The 24,847-nt window shown below is 72.2% G+C and carries 23 protein-coding genes; 9 read left to right on the plus strand and 14 right to left on the minus strand.

Going from position 1 to position 24,847, the window contains the following annotated elements:
• Positions 1 to 137: 137 nt before the first annotated feature.
• Both ASG83_RS05400 and ASG83_RS05405 read left to right on the plus strand, forming a co-directional pair.
• On the plus strand, positions 138 to 497 hold the full coding sequence (locus ASG83_RS05400) for a DUF485 domain-containing protein (protein ID WP_055857885.1): 360 nt from the start codon (positions 138 to 140) through the stop codon (positions 495 to 497).
• Complete coding sequence (locus tag ASG83_RS05405) at positions 497 to 2,107, plus strand: cation acetate symporter (protein ID WP_055857887.1); 1,611 nt, start codon at positions 497 to 499, stop codon at positions 2,105 to 2,107. Before ASG83_RS05400 ends, ASG83_RS05405 begins: the two co-directional genes overlap by 1 nt.
• A 278-nt stretch (positions 2,108 to 2,385) precedes the next feature.
• Here the strand turns inward: ASG83_RS05405 and ASG83_RS05410 are convergent, their stop codons facing one another.
• The 6 genes from ASG83_RS05410 to purS all read right to left on the minus strand — a co-directional run bounded on the left by ASG83_RS05410 (position 2,386) and on the right by purS (position 11,208).
• Positions 2,386 to 4,911: an HAD-IC family P-type ATPase gene (locus ASG83_RS05410; RefSeq protein ID WP_055857889.1), complete on the minus strand. Its 2,526-nt coding sequence runs from the start codon at positions 4,909 to 4,911 to the stop codon at positions 2,386 to 2,388.
• A gap of 48 nt (positions 4,912 to 4,959) precedes the next feature.
• Positions 4,960 to 7,269: a phosphoribosylformylglycinamidine synthase subunit PurL gene (gene purL, locus ASG83_RS05415; RefSeq protein WP_055857892.1), complete on the minus strand. Its 2,310-nt coding sequence runs from the start codon at positions 7,267 to 7,269 to the stop codon at positions 4,960 to 4,962.
• A gap of 110 nt (positions 7,270 to 7,379) precedes the next feature.
• Positions 7,380 to 9,605 (minus strand): hypothetical protein, encoded by a 2,226-nt coding sequence (locus ASG83_RS05420; protein WP_055857894.1) that lies wholly within the window; start codon positions 9,603 to 9,605, stop codon positions 7,380 to 7,382.
• 168 nt (positions 9,606 to 9,773) lie between these two features.
• On the minus strand, positions 9,774 to 10,241 hold the full coding sequence (locus ASG83_RS05425; protein WP_055857895.1) for a DUF3817 domain-containing protein: 468 nt from the start codon (positions 10,239 to 10,241) through the stop codon (positions 9,774 to 9,776).
• Positions 10,238 to 10,936: a phosphoribosylformylglycinamidine synthase subunit PurQ gene (gene purQ / locus ASG83_RS05430; RefSeq protein WP_055857896.1), complete on the minus strand. Its 699-nt coding sequence runs from the start codon at positions 10,934 to 10,936 to the stop codon at positions 10,238 to 10,240. The genes ASG83_RS05425 and purQ overlap by 4 nt, the downstream gene beginning before the upstream one ends.
• Positions 10,936 to 11,208: a phosphoribosylformylglycinamidine synthase subunit PurS gene (gene purS / locus ASG83_RS05435; RefSeq protein ID WP_055857898.1), complete on the minus strand. Its 273-nt coding sequence runs from the start codon at positions 11,206 to 11,208 to the stop codon at positions 10,936 to 10,938. Before purS ends, purQ begins: the two co-directional genes overlap by 1 nt.
• Before the next feature lie 168 nt (positions 11,209 to 11,376).
• Between purS and ASG83_RS05440 the strand changes: the two genes are divergently transcribed.
• Complete coding sequence (locus ASG83_RS05440; protein ID WP_055857900.1) at positions 11,377 to 12,441, plus strand: mechanosensitive ion channel family protein; 1,065 nt, start codon at positions 11,377 to 11,379, stop codon at positions 12,439 to 12,441.
• Here the strand turns inward: ASG83_RS05440 and ASG83_RS05445 are convergent.
• Genes ASG83_RS05445 through purD form a run of 5 tightly spaced genes read right to left on the minus strand, consistent with a single transcriptional unit; the run spans position 12,431 to position 17,234 of the window.
• A complete protein-coding gene (locus ASG83_RS05445) occupies positions 12,431 to 13,318 on the minus strand; it encodes an alpha/beta fold hydrolase (RefSeq protein WP_055857901.1) in 888 nt (295 codons plus the stop codon). The two genes, ASG83_RS05440 and ASG83_RS05445, sit on opposite strands and share 11 nt — an antisense overlap.
• Entirely contained in the window at positions 13,315 to 14,073 is a 759-nt protein-coding gene (locus tag ASG83_RS05450; RefSeq protein ID WP_055857903.1) for an SGNH/GDSL hydrolase family protein, read from the minus strand. Before ASG83_RS05450 ends, ASG83_RS05445 begins: the two co-directional genes overlap by 4 nt.
• A 22-nt stretch (positions 14,074 to 14,095) precedes the next feature.
• A complete protein-coding gene (locus ASG83_RS05455) occupies positions 14,096 to 15,016 on the minus strand; it encodes a VOC family protein (RefSeq protein WP_055857905.1) in 921 nt (306 codons plus the stop codon).
• A gap of 59 nt (positions 15,017 to 15,075) precedes the next feature.
• Positions 15,076 to 15,975, minus strand: a complete 900-nt coding sequence (locus tag ASG83_RS05460) for a phosphoribosylaminoimidazolesuccinocarboxamide synthase (RefSeq protein ID WP_055857907.1) — start codon at positions 15,973 to 15,975, stop codon at positions 15,076 to 15,078.
• A gap of 5 nt (positions 15,976 to 15,980) precedes the next feature.
• Complete coding sequence (gene purD, locus ASG83_RS05465) at positions 15,981 to 17,234, minus strand: phosphoribosylamine--glycine ligase (protein WP_055857909.1); 1,254 nt, start codon at positions 17,232 to 17,234, stop codon at positions 15,981 to 15,983.
• Positions 17,235 to 17,617: 383 nt separating this feature from the next.
• On the opposite strand from purD, the gene ASG83_RS05470 reads away from it, so the two are divergent.
• Positions 17,618 to 18,034, plus strand: a complete 417-nt coding sequence (locus tag ASG83_RS05470) for a sterol carrier family protein (protein WP_055857911.1) — start codon at positions 17,618 to 17,620, stop codon at positions 18,032 to 18,034.
• Positions 18,035 to 18,069: 35 nt separating this feature from the next.
• Complete coding sequence (locus tag ASG83_RS05475) at positions 18,070 to 18,417, plus strand: hypothetical protein (protein WP_055857912.1); 348 nt, start codon at positions 18,070 to 18,072, stop codon at positions 18,415 to 18,417.
• 45 nt (positions 18,418 to 18,462) lie between these two features.
• On the opposite strand, the gene purF is transcribed toward ASG83_RS05475, so the two are convergent.
• Entirely contained in the window at positions 18,463 to 19,920 is a 1,458-nt protein-coding gene (gene purF, locus ASG83_RS05480; protein ID WP_055857913.1) for an amidophosphoribosyltransferase, read from the minus strand.
• Between the two features lie 104 nt (positions 19,921 to 20,024).
• On the opposite strand from purF, the gene purM reads away from it, so the two are divergent.
• A complete protein-coding gene (purM, locus tag ASG83_RS05485; protein ID WP_055857915.1) occupies positions 20,025 to 21,128 on the plus strand; it encodes a phosphoribosylformylglycinamidine cyclo-ligase in 1,104 nt (367 codons plus the stop codon).
• Between the two features lie 22 nt (positions 21,129 to 21,150).
• On the opposite strand, the gene ASG83_RS05490 is transcribed toward purM, so the two are convergent.
• Together ASG83_RS05490 and ASG83_RS05495 are read right to left on the minus strand one after the other, a co-directional pair.
• Positions 21,151 to 22,371: an amidohydrolase gene (locus ASG83_RS05490; protein WP_055857917.1), complete on the minus strand. Its 1,221-nt coding sequence runs from the start codon at positions 22,369 to 22,371 to the stop codon at positions 21,151 to 21,153.
• Between the two features lie 142 nt (positions 22,372 to 22,513).
• Positions 22,514 to 22,720 (minus strand): DUF3073 domain-containing protein, encoded by a 207-nt coding sequence (locus ASG83_RS05495; protein WP_055857919.1) that lies wholly within the window; start codon positions 22,718 to 22,720, stop codon positions 22,514 to 22,516.
• A gap of 171 nt (positions 22,721 to 22,891) precedes the next feature.
• On the opposite strand from ASG83_RS05495, the gene ASG83_RS05500 reads away from it, so the two are divergent.
• The 3 genes from ASG83_RS05500 (at position 22,892) to ASG83_RS05510 (ending at position 24,766) form a co-directional block, all read left to right on the plus strand.
• Positions 22,892 to 23,992, plus strand: a complete 1,101-nt coding sequence (locus tag ASG83_RS05500) for an NAD(P)-binding domain-containing protein (protein WP_055857921.1) — start codon at positions 22,892 to 22,894, stop codon at positions 23,990 to 23,992.
• A gap of 103 nt (positions 23,993 to 24,095) precedes the next feature.
• On the plus strand, positions 24,096 to 24,410 hold the full coding sequence (locus tag ASG83_RS05505; RefSeq protein WP_055857923.1) for a hypothetical protein: 315 nt from the start codon (positions 24,096 to 24,098) through the stop codon (positions 24,408 to 24,410).
• Positions 24,411 to 24,472: 62 nt separating this feature from the next.
• Positions 24,473 to 24,766: a hypothetical protein gene (locus ASG83_RS05510; RefSeq protein ID WP_055857924.1), complete on the plus strand. Its 294-nt coding sequence runs from the start codon at positions 24,473 to 24,475 to the stop codon at positions 24,764 to 24,766.
• Positions 24,767 to 24,847: the final 81 nt, after the last annotated feature.

Consider the following 24,847-nt stretch of genomic DNA (forward strand, 5'->3'; position numbering starts at 1 on the left):
GCACGCACGACGCCGCCCGGCGACGACGAGCGCGCATCCCGATGACGGGGCCCCGCGTTCGGGGGATGCTGGCGGGCGTTCCGTCACCAATCGGCAGCGTCGCCGTCGTCGCTGCCGCGACCTCTCGAGGAGAACCCATGGGCAACGACGCCCTGAACGTGGAGCACTCGTCCGGCCATTCGGCCGCGGTGTTCCGAGAGACGCAGGATTCGGAGCAGTTCCGCCGGCTCAAGCGCAAGCACCGCGGCTTCGTGCTTCCCGTGACCGCGGCCTGCCTGCTCTGGTACTTCACGTACGTGCTGCTCGCCGGGTACGCGCCCGACTTCATGGCGACGCCCGTATTCGGCCGCGTCAACATCGGCATCCTGCTCGGACTCTCGCAGATCGTCACGACCTTCGCGGTGACGATGATCTACGTCTCGTACGCCAACAAGCAGCTGGACCCCGACGCGGCGGCCATCCGCGACCGTCTCGAGACCAAGGAGGGCGTGCGCTGATGCTGCACCTCGCTGTCACCGCTCCGGCCGCCCCCGGCGACCCCGTCCTCAACATCGCGATCTTCGGCCTCTTCGTCGCGATCACGATGGTCATCGTGTTCCGCGCCTCGCGGAACAACAAGACCGCCGCCGACTACTACGCCGCCGGCCGCTCGTTCTCGGGCGGGCAGAACGGCTCGGCCATCGCGGGCGACTACCTCTCGGCCGCGTCGTTCCTCGGCATCGTCGGCGCGATCGCGATCAACGGCTACGACGGCTTCCTCTACTCGATCGGGTTCCTCGTCGCGTGGGTCGTCGCGCTGCTGCTCGTCGCCGAGCTGCTGCGCAACACGGGCAAGTTCACGATGGCCGACGTCCTGGCCTTCCGCCTCAAGCAGCGCCCGGTGCGCATCGCCGCGGCGATCTCGACGCTCGTGGTCTGCTTCTTCTACCTGCTCGCGCAGATGGCGGGAGCCGGCGGCCTCGTCGCGCTGCTGCTCGGCATCAACGACCGCGTCGGCCAGTCGGTCGTCATCGCCGTGGTCGGTGCGCTCATGATCCTCTACGTGCTCGTCGGCGGCATGAAGGGCACCACGTGGGTGCAGATCATCAAGGCGGGCCTTCTCATCGCGGGCGCCGGCGTCATGACGATCTGGGTGCTCGCGATCAACGGGTTCAACCTCTCGACGCTGCTCGACAGCGCGGTCGAGACCTCGGGCAACCCGGCGATCCTCGCCCCGGGCCTGCAGTACGGGCTGAGCGACATCACGCGCCTCGACTTCCTCTCGCTCGGCCTCGCGCTCGTGCTCGGCACCGCGGCTCTGCCGCACGTGCTCATGCGCTTCTACACGGTGCCGACGGCGAAGGAGGCCCGCAAGAGCGTCGTCTGGGCGATCTGGCTCATCGGCATCTTCTACCTGTTCACGCTCGTGCTCGGGTACGGAGCATCCGCCCTCATCGGCGCGGAGCGCATCGCCGCCGCGCCCGGCGGAGCCAACTCGGCCGCCCCGCTGCTCGCGTTCGAGCTCGGCGGCTCGGTGCTGCTCGGCATCATCTCGGCGATCGCGTTCGCGACGATCCTCGCGGTCGTCGCCGGCCTGACCATCACCGCCGCGGCGTCCTTCTCGCACGACATCTACGCGAGCGTCGTCAAGAAGGGCAACCCGGCCCCGGGCGCCGAGGTCAAGGTCGCGCGCCGCACGGTCGTCGTCATCGGCATCGTCGCCATCCTCGGCGGCATCGGCGCGAACGGGCAGAACGTCGCGTTCCTCGTCGCCCTGGCCTTCGCGGTCGCGGCGTCGGCGAACCTGCCCACGATCGTCTACTCGCTGTTCTGGAAGAACTTCACCACCCAGGGCGCGCTGTGGAGCATGTACGGCGGCCTCGCCTCGGCGATCATCCTCATCTCGCTCTCGCCGGTCGTCTCCGGCGGCGAGAAGTCGATGCTGCAGGGGGTCGACTTCGCGGTCTTCCCGCTGTCGAACCCCGGCATCGTGTCGATCCCGCTCGCCTTCTTCCTCGGCTGGCTCGGGTCGGTGCTCGACAAGAAGAAGGAGAGCCTGGAGAAGCAGACCGAGATGGAGGTGCGGTCGCTCACGGGCGTCGGCGCCGAGAAGTCGGTCGCGCACTAGAACGCGGCACCGGATGGCCGCGCGACGGGCTCGTCGCCCGTCGTGCGGCAGCCCGGCTCAGGTTCGGGGCGGGGGGAAGCCTGGTCCTCCCGCCCCGGAACGACACGGACGGCCCTCGTCGGGTGGAGGCGGGGGCCGTCCGTCATGTATGCGGATGCTCGCTGCCCTCCACTCCCCGCGCGCGTGAGTGCGCAGGTCTGGTGACGATGCGCGGCTTTGATGTGGCGCAGTGTCATCGAACTGGCGCATCGTCGCCGCGGGCCGACAGGCCGCACGGGTCAGCGGGTCGCGCGGGCGATCAGGCGGTGCAGCACCTCGAGGGCGAGCGAGCAGGCGGCGGATGCGCCCACCGCGACGACGAGCAGCCCCGTCGGCGGCGGCGAGGCGAGCTGCAGGAAGTCGACGGCGATCGGGATCGACAGCACGACCACGAGCCCGGCGTACGCGGCGAGCACGATGGGCAGCGTCACGCGCGACAGCGGCCGCGCGAGGATCACGAGCACCCACAGCGCCGAGAGCGTGAGCGTGATGACCGCGGTCGTCTGCACCTCGTCGGCGGGAGCATCCACGACCGCGTACGCGTACGCGACCACGCCGATGACGGTCGCGGCGACGAGCACGCCCGAGGGGATGCAGAACCTCGCCGCCCGCCGCAGGAATCCGGGCCGGTACACGCGCGCGTTGGGCAGCAGGGCGAGCACGATCGCGGGCAGTCCGATCGTGAGTCCGTCGACGATCGACAGCTGCCGCGGCAGGAACGGAAACGGCCACAGCAGCGCCCCGAACACGACCGCGAACAGGATCGCGTAGACCGTCTTCGACAGGAACAGCTTCGCCAGCCGCTCGACGTTCGCGATCACCTGCCGCCCCTCGGCGACGATGCGCGGAAGTCGGCTGAACTGCCCGTCGAGCAGCACGAGGCGCGCGACCGCCCGCGTCGCCGGCGCCCCCGACCCCATCGCTATCCCTAAGTCGGCGTGCTTGAGCGCGAGCGCGTCGTTGACACCGTCGCCCGTCATCGCGACGGTGTAGCCGAGCCGCTGCAGCGATTTCACCATCGCCTTCTTCTGCTCGGGGCTCACGCGGCCGAACACGTGCTCGCGCCCCATGACGTCGTCGAGCGCGGCGACTCCCTCGGGCAGCTGCCGCGCGTCGAAGCCGTCGCCGACGTGGTCGACGCCCGCCTCCCGCGCGACGGCGGCGACCGTGCGCGGGTCGTCGCCCGAGATGATGCGGATGCTCACTCCCTGCTCGCGGAAGTACTGCAGCGTCTCGTGCGCATCCCCCCGCACCCGCTCGCGGAACGTGACGACCGCCACCGGCTCGAGCCCGGCAGGGAGGGCGGCCTCGCGCGCCTCGATCACCCCGTGCTCGTCGGCTCCGTCGCCGGCCGCCGTCGTGAGCGGGGCGCTCGAGCGCGCGAGCACGAGCGTGCGCAGCCCGCTCGCGGCGAGCTCGCGGCACCGCGTGAGCGTGGCGTCGACCGCCACGCCGTCGCCCGCCGACCCGTCCACCCGCGCGAGCACGATGTCGGGGGCGCCGAGCAGCCAGCTGCCGGCGGGGTCGGCGAGCTGCGCGGCGCTCCACTTGCGCAGCGACGAGAACGGCACGCGCGCGACGATCGCCGGCAGCGCCGCGACGCTCGGTGCCGATGGGGCGAGAGCCGGGTCGACCGCGGAAGCGGAGGCCGAGCCCCCGCGCGCACCGAAGCGCTCGCCGAGCGCGCGGGCCGTGGCGTTGGCGTCGCGATCGTCCGCGAAGCACGCGAGCGCAGCATCCCGCGCCGCGCGCAGCGCCTCGCCCGAGGCCGCACCCGGGGCGTCCTCGACACCGTCGAGCGCGAGCCCGCCCTCGGTGAGCGTGCCCGTCTTGTCGAGGCAGAGCATGTCGACGCGGGCGAGGCCCTCGACGGCGGCGAGCTCCTGCACGAGCACCTCGCGGCGCGACAGCTTCACGGCGCCGACGGCGAGCGCGACCGACGTCATGAACACGAGCCCCTGCGGCACCATCGCGATGATGCTCGCGGTCGCGGCGACGACCGCCTCGCGCCAGGCCCCCGACGACAGGGCGACCTCCCACCCGCCGACCGCCTGCATCTGCCCGTTGACGACGATCGCGCCGACCGGCAGCAGGCCGATGCTGATCCAGCGGATGATGCGCGCGATCGAGTCGCGCAGCTCGCTGCCGACGAGCGAGAACTGCTTCGCCTCGGCGGTGATGCGGCTCGCGTACGAGTCGGCGCCGACGCGGATCACCCGCGCGAGCCCGCTGCCGCCGACGACCGTCGACCCCGACAGCAGCTCGCGGCCCGCGGGCGACGGCACCGGGTCGGCCTCGCCGGTCAGCAGCGACTCGTCGACGTCGAGCCCCGACGCCTCGAGCACGACGGCGTCGGCGACGACCTGGTCGCCCGCGCTCAGCGCGAGCACGTCATCGAGCACGACGTCGGCGATGGCGACCTCCGCCACCTCGCCGTCTCCGTCGGCGGATGCTCGGCGCAAGACTCTCGCCCGCGGAGCGTTGAGCACCGCCAGCCGGCTGAGGGTCACCTTGGCCCGGAACTCCTGCGCGACCCCGATGGCGACGTTGGCGATGACGAAGAAGCCGAACAAGGCATCCTGCCAGTAGCCGAGCACGAGCAGCACGAGGAAGCTGCCGCCGACGATCGCGTTGAAGAGCGTGAAGAGGTTCGCCTGCAGGATGCGCCAGAGCGAGCGGCCGGTGTCGTTCGGCAGCGTGTTGATCTCACCGCGGTCGCGTCGCTCGCGCACGTCGGCGCGGCTGAGCCCCGTGATGCTCGTCACGAGCGCGAGCCTAGCCCTCGGTTCGTCGCCCGCCGAGGGTCGGAAGGCCTAGCCCCCGACGACCGCGCCGAACCGCTCGGGCAGCGTCGACCGGTGCGCGTGGCGCAGCTCGGCGTGCGTGAGCGTGAAGCGGTCCTGGATCTCGAGGCCGTCGACCTCGGCATCCGTCACGCCGATGCGCAGCACGGGCACGTCGCGCCCCTCGCAGAGGCCGCGGAACTTCACGTCGTCCTCACGGGCCACCGACACGAGCACGCGGGCCTGCGACTCCGACAGAAGTGCGGCGAGAGCATCCACCCCATCGCGCTCCATGAGCTCGGTGAGCCAGACGCGTGCGCCGACGCCGAAGCGCAGGACACCTTCGGCCAGCGTCGCGAGCAGGCCGCCCTCCGAGAGGTCGTGCGCCGAGGTGACGAGCCCCTCCTCGGCCGCGGCCGACATCAGCCCGGCGAGGTTCTTCTCGGCCGCGAGGTCGAGCTGCGGGGGCAGTCCGCCGAGGTGGCCGTGCACGACGTCGGCCCACACCGAGCCGTCGAGCTCGTCGCGCGTGATGCCCATGAGGTAGAGGTTCTCGCCCTCGTCCTGCCAGCCCGAGGGAAGGCGGCGGTCGACGTGGTCGATGACGCCCATGACCGCGACGACGGGCGTCGGGTGGATGGGCACGTCGCCGGTCTGGTTGTAGAACGACACGTTGCCGCCGGTCACCGGGATGCCCAGCTCGAGGCACGCGTCGGCGAGACCCGTGACGGCCCGCTCGAACTGCCACATCACCTCGGGGTTCTCGGGGCTGCCGAAGTTGAGGCAGTCCGAGACGGCGAGCGGAGTGGCCCCCGAGGTCGCCACGTTGCGGTACGCCTCGGCGAGCGCGAGCTGCGCGCCGACGTAGGGGTCGAGCTGGCAGTAGCGGCCGTTCGCGTCGGTCGCGAGGGCGACACCGAGTCCGCTCTCCTCGTCGACGCGGATCATGCCGGCGTCGTCCGGCGTCGCGAGCGCCGTGTTGCCCATGACGTAGTAGTCGTACTGGTTGGTGATCCAGGCCGTGTCGGCGAGGTTGGGGCCGCCCAGCACCTGCAGCGCCTGCGCGCGCAGCTCGGCGTCGTCGGCGGGCCGAGCGAGTTTCGCGGCGCTGTCGGCCTGCAGAGCATCCAGCCATGCGGGCCGGTGGTACGGCCGGTTGTAGACGGGGCCGTCGACGGCGACGGTGGTCGGGTCGACGTCGACGATCGTCTCGCCCTGCCAGTGGATGACGAGGCGCCCGGTGTCGGTGACCTCGCCGAGCACGCTCGTCTCGACATCCCACTTGGCGGTCACGGCGAGGAACGCGTCGAGCTTCGACGGCTCGACGATCGCCATCATGCGCTCCTGGCTCTCCGACATGAGGATCTCCTCCGCCGTGAGCGACGGGTCGCGCAGCAGCACGGCGTCGAGGTCGATGACCATGCCGCCGTCGCCGTTGCTCGCGAGCTCGGAGGTCGCGCACGAGATGCCGGCTGCGCCGAGATCCTGGATGCCCTCGACGAGGTCGCCGCGATACAGCTCGAGGCAGCACTCGATGAGCACCTTCTCGGCGAACGGGTCGCCGACCTGCACCGCGGGGCGCTTGGTCGGGCCGCCCTCGCTGAACGTGTCGCTCGCGAGAATGCTCGCCCCGCCGATGCCGTCGCCGCCCGTGCGGGCGCCGAACAGCACGACCTTGTTGCCCACGCCGCGAGCGTTGGCGAGGTGCAGGTCCTCGTGGCGCAGCACGCCGACGGCGAGCGCGTTGACGAGGGGGTTCGCCTGGTAGACCGAGTCGAAGACGGTCTCGCCGCCGATGTTCGGCAGGCCGAGGCAGTTGCCGTAGTGGCTGATGCCGCTCACGACGCCGGGCACGACGCGAGCCGTGTCGGGGTGGTCGATGGCGCCGAAGCGCAGAGCATCCATGACCGCCACCGGGCGCGCGCCCATCGAGATGATGTCGCGCACGATGCCGCCGACGCCGGTCGCGGCGCCCTGGAACGGCTCGATGTAGCTCGGGTGGTTGTGGCTCTCGATCTTGAACGTGACCGCCCAGCCCTCGCCGATGTCGACGACGCCGGCGTTCTCGCCCATGCCCACCATGAGGTGGGTCTTCATCTCATCCGAGACCTTCTGGCCGAACTGGCGCAGGTGCACCTTGCTCGACTTGTACGAGCAGTGCTCGCTCCACATGACGGAGTACATGGCGAGCTCGCCGCTCGTGGGGCGCCGGCCGAGCAGCTGCTTGATGGCCTCGTACTCGTCGGCCTTGAGGCCGAGCGCCTCGAACGGCTGGTGCTTCTCGGGCGTCGCGATGGCGTTCTCGACGGTGTCAGGAACGTGCGTGGTGGGGGTGGTCACGGTGGCGAGGGCTCCTGTGTCGAGGGCGTGCCGGATGCCCTCCAGCCTACCCGCGCGGATGAGCACGCTCGGCCCTGCGGGTGCCCGGTCGAGCTTGCCGTCGAGCGGAGTCAGGCGAGCCGGCGGCGAACCAGGACGAGCGCGACGCCGAGCACTAGCAGCAGGGCGGCGAGGCCGATTCCGCTGGTGACGTCGGTGCCGCCGGTCGCCGAGAGCTCGGGAACGGCCGGGATGGTCGGATCCTCCGGGTCGACCGGGATTACCGGGATGACCGCGGCGGGCGTGACCTCGATCGTCACCTGCGCGCTCACGTCGCCGACCGTGACGGTCAGCACGTGGGGGCTCGCCGTCGGGAAGGTGACTGTGAGGCCGTCGATGACGTCGGTCGGCACCGAGGAGGTGACCACGACGTCGGCCGGATCGATCTCGATCGCGTTGCCATAGGCATCCTGACCATCGACCTGCAGCGTGACCGAGCGGCCCTGATCGACGGTGAGCGCGGATGCCTCGAGCGCGATCTCGTCGAGAGGCGCGCTGAGCGTCGTGTGCGTGAAGGATCCCGACAGCACGATCTCGCCGCTCTCCGTCGTGAACCCGAGCGTGCCCGTGATGGTCTGCTCGCCCGCCGTCGTCGAGACGAACTCGCCGCCCACGGCACCGAGCGCGATGTCGCCGCCCAGCAGGAGGAACTCGGTGAGGTCGGTGCTCGGTGTCATGCTCATCGGCATGGGGCCGAACGCCTGCACCTGCACCGTCTCGCCCGCCGTCGACAGCGTCGATGCGGGGGTGAACGTCAGTACTGCATCCGCGAGCACCGGCTCCAGCGTGGCGCTGCCGCTCGGAACCTCCGCCTCGAGATCGGTGAGGGTGGTGAGGTAGGGGCCGTCGACCCCGATCGTCCATCCGAGCAGCACCTGCTCGCTCGTGGAGATGTCGAGCAGTTCGCGGCATCCAGCGGTGAGGCTCGTCGCGTAGACCGAGAGCGGCTCGGTGCCGCCGCCGGGGAGCGCGTACTCGAGCAGGAACGCCGTGCCCGTGACTATCAGATCGGTGCCGACGTTCGCGCAGATGACGCCCGTGTTGTCGATCGTGCCGCCGCCGCGAAGCGTGCCCGTGCCGGCGATCGCCTGCGCGTTCGTGAACGTGTCGCCCGAGGGGATCTCGAGCTGGCTCGGGGCGTTCACAGTGATCGCGCCCGCGTTGCTCGACGCACCGTCGAGCACCATGGTGCCGGTGGGGGCGAGCGTGACCGCGGCGCTCGAGGCGACCGCGAACGAACCCTGGATCGACGCGGTGATGAGCGTGGGCGTGCCGTCGGTGATCGTGGTGGGCCCGCTCGCGGCGGAGGTGTAGCTGCTGCCTATGCCCGGGCCGCCGTCGCGGCCGATCGCCGTGACGACCGCGGTGCCGCCGATGTTCGTCGTGCCGCCCCGGCCCTGGTAGCTGCCGCCGATGCCCGACGAGAAAGTCGCGCCCGTCGCGGTGACGATCGCGTCGCCGGTGATCGTCGTCGTGCCGCCGACGCCGAACTCGCCGCCGCCGCCGATGCCCGCGCCTCGGCTCGTACCGTTCGCAATGATGACTCCACCATCGATGACGACCGAGCCGCCCGCACTGTACTCGCCGCCGCCGATGCCGGCAGCCCCGCCGATGCCGCCGGTCGCCGTTACGGTGCTGTCGGTGAGTTCGACGCTCCCGCCCGGTCGATCCTTGCCGCCACCGATGCCGGCCGCGCCGTATCCGCCCGTCGCGGTCACGGTGCTGCTCGTGATCGTGACCGACCCCTGGTCGCCGCGGGATCCGCCGCCGATGCCGGCGCCGAAGCTGCCGCCCGTTGCCGTGACAGTGCTGTCAACGATGGTGATCGCGCCGGAGGCCGCGGTCGTGCCGCTGTTGCACTGCGTAGGTTGGCCGGCTGCCGTGAACCAGCCGCCGATCGCGGCGTCGCACTCCGAGCCAGTCGCCGTCACGGTCATGCTCTGCAGCGTGAGGGAGGCTGTTGCACCGACCCCGAACCCCGGAGCGACGAGCGTCGCGTTCGCGTCGGGCAGCGCCGTCCAGGTGCCGTCCTGCAGCGTGAGCTCAGCGCCGACCACGAACACGCGGAGGTCGTCGACTGTCGCGCCGTCGAGGTCGATCACGAGGTTCGAGTCGACCGTGACGGCGCCGCCCGCCCCGACGATCGTGGCTGTCGGTGCGACCGTGATGACGTCGGCGCCCGGGTTCGCGTTCGCGTCGGCGATCGCCTGCTGAAGTCCGGCGAGGTCGGACACCGGACCGAAGGTCACCGCGGCCGCGGGTGCGGCAACCACGAGGCTCGCAGTGGTGAGCGTCACTGCGACGCCGAGGATGCACCCCCGCGCGCGAAGAGAGGAGGAACGCAGCATCGGGGCCTCGATCGACGAAGGGGCGGAGCACGAACGTGAATCCTGTTCTTACTCTATGCGGCGCCAGGGCGATTCGAGTGGACCCCCGTGCCCCCGATTCGAGGGCCCTCGCGGCCGCTAGTCCTTCGGTACGGGCGGGCCGAGCTGCAGCAGCACGACGAAGATCACGACGACGGCGGCGAGCAGCAGGGCACCCAGGAGGTACGGGTGGCGGAGCATCCACCGAACCAGGCGGTCGAACCAGACGGCGTCCCTCGGGTCGTCCGTCGCCTCGCGACGCCAGTCGCCGTCGAGGCGGCCCGCGCGGTGCGCCCAGATGTCGAACGGGATCGTCGCGTACGGGATGACCGCGGTGACGACCGCGAGGAAGCCGAGGCCGACCCCCCAGCGCTGATTGATCGCGGTCAGCACAGCCGTCGCCCCGTAGGCGAGGAAAACGAATCCGTGGATGCTCCCGCCGACCCGCACGGCGAGGTCGCCGGTCTCGCCGCCGACGACGGCGCGCAGCACGAGCCCGCCGATCAGGAGCGTCCAGGTGATCGCCTCGGCGATCGCGACGACGCGGTAGAGGCGCTTCGGGGTCACGCGCTCGCGAGGGTCGCGGTGAGCACGCTCGTGAAGAAGGTCAGCCCGTCGACGCCCGAGCGCATCGCGTCGCGGGTGTCGGGGCCGAAGCCCGGCTCGACCGCGTGCTCGGGGTGCGGCATGAGGCCGACGACGTTGCCGCGCTCGTTGCGCAAGCCCGCGATGTCGCGAAGCGAGCCGTTGGGGTTCACATCGAGGTAGCGGAAGGCGACGAGGCCCTCGCCCTCGAGGCGGTCGAGCGTCGACTCGTCGGCGATGTACCCGCCCTCGCCGTTCTTGAGCGGGATGGTGATCTCCTGGCCGACGATGAAGCCACTCGTCCAGGCGGAATCGGTCGACTCCACGCGCAGGCGCTGGTCGCGGCGGATGAAGTCGCCGTGATCGTTGCGGATGAGCCCGCCCGGCAGCAGGTGGGTCTCGACGAGGATCTGGAAGCCGTTGCAGATGCCGAGCACGGGCATCCCGCCGTTCGCCGCATCGATGACCTCGGCCATGATCGGCGAGCGGGCCGCGATCGCACCGCAGCGCAGGTAGTCGCCGTAGCTGAAGCCGCCGGGCAGGACGATGGCGTCGACGCCCTGCAGGTCGTGCGTGCCGTGCCACAGCGCGACGGGCTCGGCGCCCGCGAGGCGGATCGCCCGCATCGCGTCCCGGTCGTCGAGCGAGCCGGGGAAGGTGATGACGCCGATGCGCATCAGTGGGTCTCGCCGGGAACGCTCGCGCCCTGGACCTCGACGGTCACGACGTCCTCGATGACGGTGTTGGCGAGCATCTCGCCGGCGACCTTCTCGACCGCGGCGAGCAGCTCGGCGTCGACCTCGCCGTCGACGTGAAGCTCGAAGCGCTTGCCGATGCGGACGTCGCCGATGCGGTCGTGACCGAGGCGGTGCAGGGCGCCGGCGACCGCCTTGCCCGCGGGGTCGAGCAGCTCAGCCTTGGGCATGACCTCGACGACGATGGTGGGCACGGCGACTCCCGTTCGAGATGCGAAGTGGTGGATGCCCCCAGTCTATCCGTGCTCATGCGCGCAGTTCTTCCAGGGGCCGCGGGTAGGGTCGGGGGCTTTGCGTGCGGTGCGCGTCCTCGCAGCGCCCCGTGCGCGCCTCCCGCGCATCCCCGATCGGAAGGAGTCGATGTGCTCGACTGGACCAGCTGGACGGGCCTCGGCATCGCCGTGGCCATCGCCCTCGGCGTCGTCATCGTCCTCGTCGCCGCGATGGCGCTCATCGTGCGCGTGGTGGCGCGACGGCGGCCGGGCGTCTACGCGACGCTCGGATCGCTGCGGAGGAGGGTGCGCATCCTGCTCGCCCTCATCGCGGTCTGGATCGCCGTCGCGCTGACGCTGCCCGAGCCCGAGTGGCGGCCCGCGGTCAATCAGGCCTTCCTCATCGCGACCCTGGCGGCCGGCGGCTGGGCGGTCGCCGCGATCGTGACGCTGCTGTTCGCGCGGGCGACGCGCCGCTACGACATCACGGTCGCCGACAACCGGGTCGCGCGGCGCATGCGCACCCAGCTGCTGATCCTCAAGCGCCTCGCCCTCGTCGTCGTCGGCATCGTGACCATCGGCGCGATCCTCCTGACCTTCCCCGGCGCGCAGGCGGTCGGCACGAGCCTGCTCGCCTCGGCCGGCCTCGCCTCGGTCGTCGCCGGGCTCGCGGCGCAGTCGACGCTCGCGAACGTGTTCGCCGGCATGCAGCTCGCCTTCTCCGATGCCATCCGCGTCGACGACGTCGTCGTGGTCGAGGGCGAGTTCGGCCGCATCGAGGAGATCACGCTCACCTACGTCGTCGTCCGCGTGTGGGATCAGCGCCGACTCGTCCTGCCGTCGACGTACTTCACGACGACCCCGTTCCAGAACTGGACGCGCACGACGGCCGACCTCCTGGGCACCGTGTCGCTCGATCTCGACTGGCGGGTCCCGATCGAGGATGTCCGGGTCGAGCTCGACCGCGTCCTCGCCGAGACGCCGCTGTTCAACGGCGCCGCCTCCAACGTGCAGGTGACCGACGCGACGGGCGGGCTCGTGCGGGTGCGGCTGCTCATGTCGGCGTCGAACAGCTCGGACATGTGGGATCTGCAGGTGCTCGTGCGCGAGCGGATCGTCGACTTCGTGCGGCGGGAGCACGCGCAGGCGCTGCCCGTGCAGCGCGTCGAGATCGCGGAGGTGCCGTCCACGGATGACGAGCGCGTCAGCTCGTAGCGCCGCCGTCGTCGCCGTCTCGCCGTTCGCGGCGCGGGGTCGCGAGGAGGTGCGGCGGCACGGCCTCGAGCTCCTCGTGCGCGCGGCCGTCGACGATCCAGGCGCGCACGGTCTCGGTGAAGAGCCGCGGGTTCTCGATGTTCCACACGTGGTGCATGCCGGGGGCGAGGCGCACCTCGGCGTTCGGGGCGCGGAGGAAGAACCGCAGCGCGCCCGTCACGGTGCGCGACTCCGCGCCGCCCGCGAGGCCGAGGATGGGGACGGGGTTGCCGTCGAAGCCGTCGATCTCGCTCAGCATGCCCGCGTTCGTCTGCTCGACCATGCGACGCGCACTGCGCGGGTCGATGCCGATGCCGGTCTCGACGAACTTCGTCAGCGCCTCGGAATCGAGGTGGTAGCCGCGGCCCATCGTCGTCCAGTAGGCGGCGGTCTGCCAGAGCTTCAGCTGCACGCGTGAGAACCACGACATGACCGGGCCCAGCCCGCGGAGCGGGGTGCCGCTCAGCACGGCGCTGCGCACGACGTCGGGGTGGCGCGCGACGACGAGCGCCCCGACGATCCCGCCGAGCGAGAGCCCCACGATGTGCGCGCGGCCCCCGTGCCCGCGCTCACGGATGATGCTCGCGATGCGATCGGCCGTCTCGGCCATCGAGCGCCACGGGACGTCGTTGGACTCCCCGAAGCCCGGCATGTCGGGCACGAGCTGGTGGTAGTCGGGCATCGCGTCCCGCTGCGGCCCCCACATCCAGCCCGAGACGTTGCCGCCGTGGAGGAAGACGATCGACTCCGCATCGCGCGGCCCCGACTCGTCGACGAAGAGCCTCCCGGCGGGAACCGAGTCGCCCGGAGCCGGGGCGGAGGGCGCGGAAGAGGTCATAGGAGCTCCATCATGCCCGCGAGCGCGGCGTCCTCGACGGCGAAGTCGGCCCAGTCGCGGTAGCCGAGCGCGCTCGGGTGGAAGTCGTCGCTCGCGAAGAACCCGTCCGTGTACGGCGGAGGGGGCGGCGACATGTGCGCGCGCTCCCGGCTGGTCACGACCGCGCGGGCCGCCGACTCGAGCGCCTGCGAGTGGCGGTAGAGGGTCCGGCGGAGGGGTTCGGGCAGCAATCGGAACCGGAAGAACGCCGGCAGGGACGACATGAGCACGGCCGCGTGCGGGTGCGCTCGGCGGGTCCGATCGAGGATGCGCCGGACATCCCGTTCGAAGGATCTCGCCGATCGCAGGGCGAGCGCATCGTTCGCGCCCACCGTGAGGAAGAGGACGTCGACGGGGGCATCGAGGGCGTCGTCGAGGTGGTGGCGGACGACGTCGCGGGCCGTAGCGCCGTTGCGCCCGCGGGCGCGCCACTGCACGGGCCGGCCGGTGCGGGCGGAGAGGGCCTCGGCGAGCCGCCCGGCGAGCCCGAGCTCGGCGTGATCGACGCCGACGCCCGCCGCGGTCGAGTCTCCGAGCACGAGCAGGTGCAGCGGGCGCTCGCCGTCGCCGGCCGTGCCCTCCCACGGCAGGGGCGCGTCGGGAAGGCGCGGCGTCTCGCGCCGCAGCCGTCGGCCCTGGCGCAGGATGACCGGCGCCTGGGCGACCGCGATCGCGCGGCTCAGCCGCAGCGCGCGGGGTGGGCGGGTCTCGGTCACGCGCCGAGCCTACGACGCTCTCCTAGACGACGGGCGCGACCGTGACCCGCAGGAGGTTGCCCCACGGGTCGTCGACGTGCACGGTGCGGCCGTCATCGCGCACCTCGTGGCCGAAGTGGGCGAGGCGCTCGCCGAGGGCGCCGATCTCGTCGGCGTGCGGCAGCACGATGTCGACGCGACCGAGCCCGAGGGTCGACTGGCGACGGCCCGCGCCCTGACTGCGCCACACGTTCATCGCCATGTGGTGGTGGTAGCCGCCGGCGCTCACGAAGATCGCCTGCCCGCCGTAGCTCGTCGTGAGGTCGAAGCGGAGCTCGTCGACGTAGAAGCGCTTCGCCGTGGCGACGTCGCCGACCGAGAGGTGCACGTGCCCGATCACGGCCGGCGCGCTCGCGTGCTCGGCGAGCGCCTGCTCGGTGAGGTGCTGCTGCAGGAACGCGTTCGGGTCGAGGTAGAGCGTCGACATCTCGACCTGGCCGTGGGTCCAGCTCCACTCGGTGCGGTCGCGATCCCAGTACAGCTCGACGCCGTTGCCCTCCGGGTCGTCGAAGTAGAACGCCTGGCTGACGAGGTGGTCGCTCGAGCCGGTGAAGGTGCCCGGGTGCCGCTGGGCGACGGTCGCGACGGCGGCGGCGAGCGCGGCCTGCGTCTCGAACAGGATCGCCGTGTGGAAGAGCCCCGCATCCCGAGGCCCCGCGTGGCGCAGGGTCGGGCTGTGCCGAAGAACCACGAGGGGGATGCTCGCGGCCGTCGCGCCGTCGGCGTCGCGCCGCGTGCGCCCCATGGTCACGATCGCGGGCTCGCCGTCGCGCGCGGGCTCGGTCGCGAGCACCTCGAGGCCGACGCCGTCGCGGTAGTACGCGGTGAGCCGATCGAGGTCGGCGACGTCGAGCGTCACCGCTCCCATCGAGGTGTCGGGGGCGAGGCGCGGGGTGGCGGTCATGGATGCTCTAACCGACGGCTGTCGCGCACGATTCCCGGCGGTTCCGGTCGCTGGTCGGCTCAGGCGCCGGTCAGCCGCGCGATGAGCTCGCGGTAGCGCGCGGCCGTGCGCTCGACGATCTCGTCGGGCAGGCGCGGAGGCGTGCCGTGCCTGTCCCAGTGGGCGGCGAGCCAGTCGCGCACGATCTGCTTGTCGAAGCTCGCGAGGCGGTCGGGGCCGCCCGCGGCGTAGAGCTCCGCGTCCCAGTAGCGCGAGCTGTCGCTCGTGAGCACCTCGTCGGCGAGGGTCAGCACGCCCGTGGCGGGGTCGTCGCCGAACTCGAACTTCGTGTCGGCGAGGATCACCCCGCGCTCCTCGGCGATCGCGCTCGCGCGGCGGAAGAGGTCGAGCGACGCATCCCGCAGCGCCGTCGCGGTCGGCTCGCCCACGAGCTCGACGGTCCGCTCGAAGGTGACGTTCTCGTCGTGCTCGCCGAGCGGCGCCTTGTACGCGGGCGTGTAGATCGGCTCGGGCAGGCGATCGCCGTCGGTGAGCCCGGCGGGCAGGGCGATGCCGCAGACGCTCTGCGACTGCTGGTACTCGACCCAGCCAGAGCCGGAGAGGTACCCGCGCACGACGCACTCGACGGGGTGCATGTCGAGGCGGCGGGCGACGACGGCGCGGTCGGCGACCTCGGCGGGGACCTCCTGCCCGGGGTCGAGGTGCGTCGGGAACCCGAGCCGGTCGAACCACCAGCGCGTGAGCTGCGTGAGCAGGGCGCCCTTGCCGGGGATCCCCGGCTCGAGCACGTGGTCGAACGCGCTCACCCGGTCGCTCGCGACCATGAGCACGCGGTCGGCGCTCGCGAGGTCGGATGCTGCGCTCTCGACGTAAAGATCGCGCACCTTGCCGGAGTAGACGCGCCGCCATCCCGGCAGCTGCTGGGCGTCGACGTCGAGCCCGGCGGCCTGCTCGCTCATGCGGCTCAGCCCTCGACGACGCGCGCGGCGATGTCGCGGCGGTACTGGCCGCCCTCGAGACCGATGCGGCCGATGGCCTCGTAGGCGCGCTCGCGGGCCTCTGAGAAGTCGGCTCCGGTCGCGACGACGCTCAGCACGCGGCCGCCCGTGGCGAGGAACCCGTCGTCGGTGCGCGCGGTCGCGGCGTGGCAGAGGTGCACGCCCTCGACTCGCTCGGCCTCGGCCAGACCGCTGAGCGGACGGCCGGTGAGCGAGGTCTCGGGGTAGCCCTCGCTCGCGAGCACGACCGTCACGGCGACCTCGTCGCTGAACTCGGGGTGCGGAACTCCGGCGAGCTGGCCGGTGCTGGCGGCGAAGAGCAGGCCGCTGAGCGGAGTGACGAGGCGCGGCAGCACGACCTGAGTCTCGGGGTCGCCGAAGCGGGCGTTGAACTCGATGACGCGGATGCCCCTATCGGTGACGATGAGGCCGCAGTAGAGCAGCCCGATGAAGGGCGTGCCTTCCTCGGCGAGCTGGCGCACGGTGGGCTGCGCGATGGTCTCGATGACCTCATCGACGAAGCCCGCGGGGGCCCAGGGAAGCGGCGAGTAGGCGCCCATGCCGCCGGTGTTCGGGCCGGTGTCGCCGTCGCCGATGCGCTTGTAGTCCTGCGCGGGGCTCAGCGGCACGACGGTGTGGCCGTCGCTCAGCAGGAAGAGGCTGACCTCCTGGCCGGCGAGGAACTCTTCGACGAGCACGCCGCCCTGCTGCAGGTAGTGCTCGGCGTGGGCGCGCGCGGCGTCGCGGTCGTCGGTGACGATGACGCCCTTGCCGGCGGCGAGGCCGTCGGCCTTGACGACGTAGGGGGCTCCCATGGCGTCGAGCGCGGCATCCGCCTCGGCGAGGGTGCCAGCGCGCACCGCACGACCGGTCGGAACGCCCGCGGCGTCCATGATGCGCTTCGCGAAGGTCTTCGAGCCCTCGAGCTGCGCGGCGGCCTTGCCGGGGCCGAAGGTGGCGATGCCGCGCGAGCGCAGCGCGTCGGCGACGCCCGCGACGAGCGGAGCCTCGGGCCCGATGACGACGAGCTCGATGTCGTTGTCGACGGCGTAGTCGGCGACGACGGAGGCCTTGGTCGGGTCGAGCGCGACCGTCTCGACCGCCTGCGCGATGCCCGCGTTGCCGGGCGCGGCGGTGATCTGGTGGCCCGCGTTCTCGCGAAGGAGCGCCGTGATGATGGCGTGCTCGCGCGCGCCCGATCCGAGGACGAGGATTCTCACCCGCACAGCCTACCCAGCGTGCGCAGATGCGCAGTTCGGGGGTGCGGGCGGCTGTTCGCGGGGCGCGGGGCGCGTTCCGGGCGCGAGCGGGCACGACGCCGGCGGGCACGACGTCGGCGGGCACGGCGTGGGTGCGGCGCCGCGCGGGGTGCGGCGTGCGGTCCGCGCATCCTTCCGTTGTCGAGGAGTGTCGAAATGCCATTACGTCACTCCTCAACAACGGAAGTCGCGACGAGCAGGGCGACGAGCGGCGAGCTTCGCGCGCTGCGGGCTGCGGGCTGCGAGCGGCCGCCCGCGGACGACGAGCGGCGAGCTGCGGGCGACGAACCCGCAGAGGGGCGAGCGTCACGGCGAGCAGACGGTGGCGCGCGTACCCTCGAGGGATGCCCCGCGCACGCATCGACGAGACCGCCGGTCAGGCATCCGTGCGGGCCGCGGTCGCGGCCTACGCCGCCCGCGTCGCCGACCCGAGCGCCCCCGCCCCGGCGCGCGATGAGCTCGCGACCGCCGTGCGGTATCTGCTGCAGTGCCTGGCCGAGGCGGCTCCGGGCAAGAGCGTGGAGGTGCGGGTGCCCCCGTTCGGCGCGGTTCAGATCGTCGAAGGCCCGAGGCACACGCGCGGCACGCCGCCCAATGTCGTCGAGCTCGACGCGCAGACCTTCGTCGCGATCGCGGCAGGCGGCGGGGCCGACGACGACCCGAGAACCAGCACCGACTGGGCGACCGCGACCGCTGCCGGCCGCATCCAGGCCTCAGGTGCGCGGTCCGACATCTCCCACCTTCTGCCCGTCGCGTGGTGAGCGGGCGCTCACCTGCCGTGCGCGAGAATGAGCGGGTGAGCGACACCACGCCGGCCGGCGACTCGGCCCAGCCCAGCACCCCGGCCCAGCCCGAGCAGGTCACCGTGCGCCGCGCGCCGAAGATCCCCGCGTTCCTCGTCGTCGGCGGCTTCCTCGGCTTCCTCGGCACGCTCATCGCCACGAGCCTGTTCCCCGCCGACGAAGAGGTCGGCTTCGCGACGCTCGTCGCCTACTTCTCGGTCTACGGCATCACGATCGGCGTGCTGCTCGGCGCCGTCGTCGGCATCGTGCTCGACCGCCGCTCGCGCAAGCGCGCCCGCACGCTGCAGGCCGAGCGCGAGGCCGTCGACCCGGCACCGGTCGAGGGCGAGCTCGAGCAGTAAGAGCGACCCGCGCCGAGCATCCGCCGCAGCGTCAGCCCGAGCCGATCAGCTGTTCTGGTTCCGCTCGACCCAGTCGAGGTACTCGGGCGTCACCGTGCCGGTGACGTACTCGCCCGTGAAGCAGCTCATCTCCAGGCCCTCGATGTCGCTGCCCTCGAGGATCGCCGACTCCATGTCGGCGACCTCCTGGTAGATGAGCGCGTCGGCGCTGAGCTCCTGCGCGATCTCCGGAATCCTCCGCCCGTGCGCGATGAGCTCGCGCGAGGTCGGCATGTTGATGCCGTACACGTGCGGGTAGCGCACCGGAGGGGCGGCCGACGTGAACGTGACCTTCGCGGCCCCCGCGGCGCGCGCCATCTCGACGATCTCCTTCGAGGTCGTACCGCGCACGATCGAGTCGTCGACGATGAGGATGCTCTTGCCCTGGAACTCGGACGACATCGCGTTGAGCTTCTGCTTGACGCTCTTCTTGCGCTCCGCCTGCCCGGGCATGATGAACGTGCGGCCGACGTAGCGGTTCTTGTAGAAGCCCTCGCGGTACTCGATGCCGAGCCTCTGCGCGACCTGCATCGCGGCGGGGCGCGAGGAGTCGGGGATGGGCATGACGACGTCGATGTCGCCCGCGGGCGCGTGCTGCTGGATCGTCGTCGCGAGGCGGTCGCCGAGCCGCAGGCGCGCCTCGTACACCGAGATGCCGTTCATGATCGAGTCGGGCCGCGCGAGGTAGACGTACTCGAACGAGCACGGGATCAGCCGCGGATTCACCGCGCACTGGCGCGAGACCATCTCGCCGCCCATCGAGATGAAGACGGCCTCACCCGGGGCGAGGTCGCGCACGATCTCGTAGCCGCCGTGCTCGAGCACGAGCGACTCGCTCGCGACCACCCACTCGTCGCCGACGAGCCCCGTCGAGCGGCGGCCGAGCACGAGGGGGCGGATGCCGAACGGGTCGCGGAAGGCCAGCAGTCCGTGGCCGGCGATGAGGGCGATCGCCGCGTACGAGCCCTCGACGCGCTCGTGCAGTCGCGTGATCGCCGCGAAGAGCTGGTCGGGGTCGAGGTCGTCGCCCGTGACCTGCTGCTGCAGCTCGTGCGCGAGCACGTTGACGAGCAGCTCGGTGTCGGAGTTCGTGTTGAGGTGCCGGCGGTCGATCTCGTGCAGCTCGCGCGTGAGCTCGCGCGTGTTCGTGAGGTTGCCGTTGTGGACGAGGATGATGCCGTATGGCGCGTTCACGTAGAACGGCTGCGCCTCCTCCTCGCTCGAGGCCGAGCCGCGAGTCGCGTACCGCACGTGGCCGAGGCCCATCGTGCCGAGCAGCGAGCGCATGTCGCGCGTGCGGTACGCCTCGCGCACCTGGCCCTTCGCCTTCTGGATGTGCATCACGCGGCCCTCGGCCGTGGCGATGCCGGTGGAATCCTGACCGCGGTGCTGCAGCAGTGACAGCGCGTCGTAGACCTGCTGGTTGACGGGGCTGGACGAGACGACTCCGACGATGCCGCACATGCGCGAGCGAGCTCCCAAAGGGGGTGGTGGGACGGCCCGATCGGGCCGCATCCAGTCTGACACACCCGCTCATTCGCGCGTGCCGCGGCCGGTAGCCTGGGTCCGTGAATGACAACGCTTCGAGCTACGCGGCGGCAGGGGTCGACACCGCCGCGGGCGACCTGGCCGTCGAACTGATGAAGGCCGCCGTCGGAGCGACTCACGGCCCCCAGGTGCTCGGCGGCGTCGGCGGCTTCGCGGGCCTGTGGGACGCCTCGGCCCTCACCGCCTACCGCAAGCCCCTTCTCGCGACGAGCACCGACGGCGTCGGCACGAAGGTCGCGATCGCGCAGGCCCTCGACATCCACGACACCATCGGGCAGGACCTCGTCGCGATGGTCGTGGACGACATCGTCGTCGTCGGCGCCAAGCCCCTGTTCATGACCGATTACATCGCGTGCGGCAAGGTGCACCCGCAGCGTATCGCCGACATCGTGCGCGGCATCGCCGAGGCCTGCACCGCGACCGGCACCGCGCTCGTCGGTGGCGAGACCGCCGAGCACCCGGGCCTGCTGGGCGTCGACGACTACGACGTCGCGGGCGCCGCAGTCGGCGTCGTCGAGGCCGACGAGGTCCTCGGCCCGGAGCGCGTGCAGAACGGCGACCTCGTCATCGCGATGGCGAGCTCGGGCCTGCACTCGAACGGCTTCTCGCTCGTGCGGCACATCCTCGCCCAGAAGGGCATCGGCTACCACGACGACCTCGCCGAGCTCGGCGGCTCGGTCGGCAAGGCCCTCCTCGAGCCGACGCGCCTCTACACCGCGCCCCTGCTCGACGTGCTCGCCGAGCTCCCCGGCGCCGTGCACGCCCTCAGCCACGTCACCGGCGGCGGCATCGCCGCGAACCTCGCGCGCGTCCTCCCCGTCGGAAGCTGGGTCGAGCTCGACCGCGCCTCATGGAGCCCGCCGACGGTCTTCCGGGTGCTCGCCGACCTCGCGGGCGACAGCCTCGAATCGACCGAGGGGACGTGGAATCTGGGCATCGGGATGCTCGCGGTCGTCGCGCACGATTCCGCGAGCTCCGTCATCCGCGCCCTCGAATCGCGCGGAATCCCGTCGTGGGTGGCAGGTGCGGTGTCGACGCACTCCCGTGATCTCGCCGGCTTCGAGCAGGGCGCCAAGGGCGTCGACGGGGGCGCCGTGCGCCTCGTCGGCGCGTACGCGGGCTGAGCCCGCCACGGCGCCGCGCGAGCTAGCCCCGCCCGACCCACTCGAGCGTCGCCGCGACGAGCGTCTCGACGCCGTGCTCGATCGTCGGGTGCAGCACGGGCGCGAAGAACGGCGAGTGGTTCGTCGGGATCTCCTGCTCGACCCGGCCCGCCGCGGCCGCCCGGGCGAAGGCCTCCGGGTCGACGCCGCCGACGAACCAGTAGACGAGCGGCGCCCCGGCCGCGGTGGCGAGCTCGTGGACGTCCTCGCTGCCCGTGAGCGTGCCGATGTCGATGACCGACTCCGCGCCGAACCGCGCCTCGAGCGCGGCGCGAACGCGCGCGGTCGCCTCGGGGTCGTTGACGGTCGCGGCGACGGTCTCGTCGACGACCACGGTCGGCGGCTCCGTCATGCCGCTCGCGGTCGCCTCGGCCTCCACGATGCGGCGGATGCCGTCCAGCAGGGTCGTGCGGACATCCGCGTCGACCGAGCGCACGCTCACGCCCATCGTCGCCTCGGCGGGGATGATGTTGCTCTTCGTGCCCGCATGCAACGACCCGACAGTCACGACCGCGAGCGCGCCGGGCGCGACCTCGCGCGAGACGATCGACTGCAGGCGCACGACCGCGGACGCCGCCGCGAGAACGGGGTCGATCGTCGACTGCGGCCGGGATCCGTGCCCGCCGCGGCCGTGCATCGTGATCGTGAGGGTGTCGGCGCCCGCCATCGCGGGGCCGCTCGTGACGCTCGCAACGCCCGCCGGCAGCGGGGCGAGGTGCTGGCCGAGCACGACGTCGGCGCGCGGGAACCGGTCGACGAGCCCGTCGGCGACCATCTCGCGCGCCCCGCCGATCGTCTCCTCCGCCGGCTGGAACACGCCGACCACCGTGCCCGACCACTCCTCGCGCGTCGCGACGAGCCGCTCGAGCGCGCCGAGCAGCCACGTCACGTGCATGTCGTGGCCGCACGCGTGCATGACGCCGACCTCGACCCCGTCGGGCCCGACGGCTCGCTGCGTGCTCGCGTAATCGAGGCCCGTCGCCTCGGTCACGGGCAGCGCGTCCATGTCGGCGCGCAGGTGCACGACCGGCCCGGCGCCGTTGGCGAGCACGCCCACGACGCCCGTGCGGCCCACGCCCTCGGTCACGTCGAGACCGAGCTCGCGCAGACGCGCGGCGGCTGACCCTGCGGTGCGGGTCTCGGCGAACGACAGCTCGGGGTGGGAATGGAGGTCGCGGTAGAGGGCGTCGAGGTCGAGCGGCATGAGGCCACGCTAACCCCGCGGGCGGATGCCCGGAAGGGGCGGGCGCGCCCGCTGCGACCGCGCATCCGCCGCCGCGATCACGGCCCGAGCATGCACGAAGCCCGCCCCCTCGCGGGGACGGGCTCGAGATCGTGCGCGGGGCCTACGCGGTGCGCGGGGCCTCGCTGGGGACGCCGTAGGCGTCGTCCTCGTCGTCCTCGTCGTCGGCCCACTTGTCGACGTACTCGTCCTCCGCCGCAGCCTTGGCCGCGAGCTCGCGCTCGAGCGCGCTGAGGTTGGTGTCGGGAGTGAAGTACTTCAGCTCGCGCGCCACCTTGGTGTGCTTCGCCTTCTGACGACCGCGCCCCATGCGTGACCCCCTCACAAGTGTGTCGACTCAGATTGTCGGATCAGGATTGTCGGAAATCCCGGGAACGCCGAATCGGGACGGTACAAAAACTGGGGCTGAGTCTACCATGCAGGCCCCTTCGCGAGAGTCGCTCGCGGGCCTGCGCTCGGAGCGAACGACTAGCCTCTACGCGTGACCGAATCCGCCCTCGCGACGAAGTGCGTGGTGATCGGCGCCGGGCAGGCCGGGCTCTCGGCCGCGTACTACCTGCAGAGGCTCGGGCTCGAGGCCGGCGAGGAGTTCGTGCTCCTCGACCGCGGCCCGCATACGGGCGGCGCGTGGCAGCACCGCTGGGCCTCGCTCCGGCTCGGGTCGGCCCACCGCGTCAACGACCTGCCCGGCATGGACGAGCTCGGCCTGAGCTTCGGCACGGCCGACCGCGACATCCCCGCGCGCGAGGTCGTCATGGACTACTACCGCCAGTACGAGGAGCACTACGACTTCAAGGTCGTGCGCCCCGCGACCGTCACACGCGTCACCGACACCGGCGGGCCCCTGCTCGTCGAGATCAGCACCGAGGGCGGCGACCTCGAGCTGCTCGGCTCCACGATCGTCAACGCGACCGGCACGTGGGGCTCGCCGTTCGTGCCGTGGTACCCCGGACTGCGCGAGTTCGCGGGCCGCCACGTGCACACCGCCGACTACGCCGCGGCGAGCGAGTTCGCCGACCAGGACGTCGTGGTCGTCGGCGGCGGCACGAGCGCGATCGGCTTCATCATCGAGCTCGAGAACGTCGCCCGGTCGATCGCCTGGTCGACGCGCCGCGACCCGCAGTTCATCGACGGCCCGAGCCTCAATCTCGAGGATGCCGTGGCCGCCGTCGCGATGCAGGACGAGGCCGCGAGGGCGGGACGTGCGCTCCCCTCCATCGTCTCGGGGACGGGCGTGCCGCGCACCCGACGCATCCAGGCCGCGCTCGACCGCGGGGTGCTCAGCTCGCGCGGCGTCATCCAGCGCATCGAGCCCGACGGCGTGCGCTGGGAGGACGGCTCGTTCAGCCCCGCCTCGGCGATCATCTGGGCGACGGGATTCCGCCCTGAGCTGCGCCACCTCGCCCCGCTGCGGCTGCGCGAGCGCGAGGGCGGCGTCACCGTCGCGAGCCACCACTCCGAGCGCGACCCGCGCATCTTCTTCGCCGGTTACGGCCCCTCGGCCTCGACGATCGGCGCCGCGCGGGCCGGACGGAACATCGCCCGGCAGGTGGTCGCGACGCTCAGCCGCATGGGTCGCTGAGCCCGGGCCGGCGCGCGCGGGCCGATCGCCCGCCGATCGTCGGTCGTCCGATTCGACCGATCGGTGGATGCGCCCGCCCTAGCCCCTCCGCTTGGCTGGGCGCGTGACCGAGACCTCCCGCCCCGCCCGCACGCGACGCTCCGTCTGGCTCGAGCGGCACCGCCGACCGGTCGGCCTCGCGGCGATCGCGATCGCCCTCGGCCTCGCCGCACTGTGGCTCGTCGTCGTCCCCGGGAAGGCGGAGTCGTCGACCGGCGTCACGTCCTGGCTGCTGCGGTTCGGGCACTCGCTGTGCTGGGTGCTGCTCGCCGCGACCGCCGCGCTCTGGGCGGCGCGCGCGCCGCGGCGCGCGCTCGACCTCGCCGCCTGGGCGGCGCTCGCCGCGTACGGCGGGTTCCTGCTCGCGCTCTGGCTGTAGCTTCCCTCCTCCGGGCCCCGCGGCAGCGCGCGATCCGCGCCCGCACCTGCCAGGGTGGAGCCGTGGACATCGACCTGCTCTGGCTCGTGCTGATCGTGACGCCGATCGTGATGGCCGTGATCATCCTCGTCATCGGCGTGCTGTTCTTCCGCGCGCTTCGCAAGCCCACGCGCGACGCACTCGCCCAGCGCCGCGCGCAGCAGGAGGCGGAGGGGCTGAGCGGAGGGCGCGACGCCTGGACGGGCGGGGACGACGACGGCGGGCATCCGACGCCGACCGATGTGGACGCGGACGCGCCGGGCGCCGACGGCGACGGCGGCCCCGCGAGCGGCGCGCACGGCTCCGACGGCGACTGACGGCGGGCATCCGCCCGCGGCAGTGCGCCCGACACCTGCTCGTGCGCCATGCGCAACTCAGGAACTCTTCGGCCCCACGAG

This window comes from Yonghaparkia sp. Soil809, assembly GCF_001429705.1.
GTDB lineage: Bacteria > Actinomycetota > Actinomycetes > Actinomycetales > Microbacteriaceae > Microcella.

Coding starts and splice junctions, on each gene's coding strand:
- ASG83_RS05400 (WP_055857885.1), top strand. CDS start 138: ATGGGCAACGACGCCCTGAACGTGGAGCACTCGTCCGGCCATTCGGCC.
- purQ (WP_055857896.1), bottom strand. CDS start 10,936: ATGCGCATCGGCGTCATCACCTTCCCCGGCTCGCTCGACGACCGGGAC.
- purF (WP_055857913.1), bottom strand. CDS start 19,920: ATGTGCGGCATCGTCGGAGTCGTCTCGTCCAGCCCCGTCAACCAGCAG.
- ASG83_RS05470 (WP_055857911.1), top strand. CDS start 17,618: ATGCCCCGCGCACGCATCGACGAGACCGCCGGTCAGGCATCCGTGCGG.
- ASG83_RS05445 (WP_055857901.1), bottom strand. CDS start 13,318: ATGACCTCTTCCGCGCCCTCCGCCCCGGCTCCGGGCGACTCGGTTCCC.
- ASG83_RS05455 (WP_055857905.1), bottom strand. CDS start 15,016: ATGACCGCCACCCCGCGCCTCGCCCCCGACACCTCGATGGGAGCGGTG.
- ASG83_RS05490 (WP_055857917.1), bottom strand. CDS start 22,371: ATGCCGCTCGACCTCGACGCCCTCTACCGCGACCTCCATTCCCACCCC.
- ASG83_RS05405 (WP_055857887.1), top strand. CDS start 497: ATGCTGCACCTCGCTGTCACCGCTCCGGCCGCCCCCGGCGACCCCGTC.
- ASG83_RS05460 (WP_055857907.1), bottom strand. CDS start 15,975: ATGAGCGAGCAGGCCGCCGGGCTCGACGTCGACGCCCAGCAGCTGCCG.
- ASG83_RS05495 (WP_055857919.1), bottom strand. CDS start 22,720: ATGGGGCGCGGTCGTCAGAAGGCGAAGCACACCAAGGTGGCGCGCGAG.